At 47.9% G+C, this 1,895-nt stretch carries 2 protein-coding genes; both read right to left on the bottom strand.

What is annotated here, in order from left to right; genetic code table 11:
- Window positions 1–158 precede the first annotated feature (158 nt).
- Window positions 159–1,247, bottom strand: a complete 1,089-nt coding sequence (locus BM228_RS34420) for a glycosyl hydrolase (RefSeq protein ID WP_139234359.1) — start codon at window positions 1,245–1,247, stop codon at window positions 159–161.
- Window positions 1,248–1,772: 525 nt separating this feature from the next.
- A partial coding sequence (locus BM228_RS36215) for a hypothetical protein (RefSeq protein WP_139234360.1) occupies window positions 1,773–1,895 on the bottom strand: 123 nt, incomplete at its 5' end.

Below are 1,895 nucleotides of genomic sequence, written 5' to 3' on the forward strand. Positions count from 1 at the left end.
CTCGTCCACGGCCCGGGCCGCTTCGGTCAGCGCCCAGCGGTTGATCGCCCCGGTGATCGCCCGCGGGTCGTAGGCGGGATCCAGCTGGCAGCCGTCGCTGTGGCTGCCGTCATCGCTTCCCGTGGCTGATAGAATTAGGGCCTAACCGACCAATAGCACTACTGTTTTATCCGAACGATTATCGGATGATCACTTATTTCAATCTCAACTGTATCAGCCATTTTTTTCTGATCAAACGGCTCTGTACCAACGGTTGGATCAAGTAATTCCAAAATTTTCGCTTTTTGACCCAGTTCTATGGTAACTTTTTCTGACCCGCTAACACGCTCTCCCCAAACAACAAATGCGAACTCATCATTTTTTGTTTGAAGAAGAATATCATGTGTTGTTGCTGACGCCCCCCTCAAGCGGAGTGTTAGTTGTTTGTTGATTTCAACTTTTTCTGCGCCTGATAGTATTGTAGTAAAATTATGGATGTATGTTGCAGCTAATTTGGGGGTGGAATCGGCTTTGAAAACGCCTTGATTGCCCGCGCCACCTTCTCCGTCGCGTAGCATATAGACAAACGTATAGCGCCAGCCCCTCTTAAACTGCGACAAATAAGTATTTAGGAGGACTGTTCCCTGCACACGTTCGCCGCCGTTGTCTGAACTTGAATCCCAGCCCGTTTCTGTCGTCACGCGAGGCAATTTTTGCAATTCTTCGTTGCTGTATCCGCTGTAACCATGGCCCCATAACTTTCCATATTCGACGTAGAGCCCATCCCAGCCACCGTTCAGCACGGGATCGGCAGCGTTCCAGGCTTGGTTGTCGACGTATTGTTTTTTGGTGCCGCTTACGTAATTATGTACGTTGGCAAAATCAGCATATTTCGTCCCGGCGGGAAAAGTCGTTCCCGCACCTTCTGGTATAGTTAGAAATTGCAGGCCTACGTTTGGACTTTGGGCTCCAGCTTCAGAGGTGTGAAAAACTGGAAATTTTGAAAGTAATGGATCCGATTTTACTGCTGCGTATAAGTCGCGCTGAAATTTTGCAACTGGTGTCCAATCCGATGAGCTAGTTAGGACTCTCGCAAAACCGCCGCCTTTTTCACCCTGATATTGGATCGGGAAATTATTAGGTTCGTTTGGGCCTTCAACAGATAGCAGGGCGTCATCTCGAGCGAGATATTTCAAGGTGTCCAAAGTCGTCTCAAGGGACGCTGAACTGGCTATCAAGTTGGCACGAACGCCAGCTTGTTTTCTCATGTGAATGTAGCCCTGGGGCTTGCCGAAGTCATCTCTTATGTTCCGGACGCCCAAGTAGCGAAGTGGCAAAATGTATGATTGCGATGGTACGCCTTGTGCATGATGGATGCATATACCCATCGAGCTTAGGAATGTTTCGGTTGGAACCGAGTCCATTTTATTGCTTTGAATTGATGGTTCAACATTTTGTGCTATAGCGTGTCCTGGGATTAAAGCAGTAATACAGACTCCAAATAGTGCTATCTTTGTCGATAATGAAAACATTTGAAGCAGTGTATTGATGCTCGGTGCGCACATATGCCGTAGACCTCATTCTAGCGCAAAATCAAGATCTCTATATTCTAATAAATTACTAAAGGGAAGGGTAGATCTGACCTCTAATTTGAGGCATGCGAAGCGGTATAATAATGCGGACGACAAAATATAGCATTGGAACTATCAAATATCTCAAAGTTTAAATATAGAATCCTAGTGCGGCCATTAATAGCCAGATATATTGCGTTCTTTTTTTGCGTGGTTAACAGACTATTCGCTGTCTAACCGCGCCAGCGCCTCCTCGATCTTCACGAGCCGCGCGGCCTCGGCCTCCCGGCGCTCGCGGTTCTCCTCGATGATCTCCTCGGGGGCGCGGGCGACGAAATCGGCGTT

This window comes from Methylobacterium pseudosasicola (assembly GCF_900114535.1).
Classification (GTDB): domain Bacteria; phylum Pseudomonadota; class Alphaproteobacteria; order Rhizobiales; family Beijerinckiaceae; genus Methylobacterium; species Methylobacterium pseudosasicola.

Coding starts and splice junctions, on each gene's coding strand:
- BM228_RS34420 (WP_139234359.1), bottom strand. CDS start 1,247: ATGAGAAAACAAGCTGGCGTTCGTGCCAACTTGATAGCCAGTTCAGCG.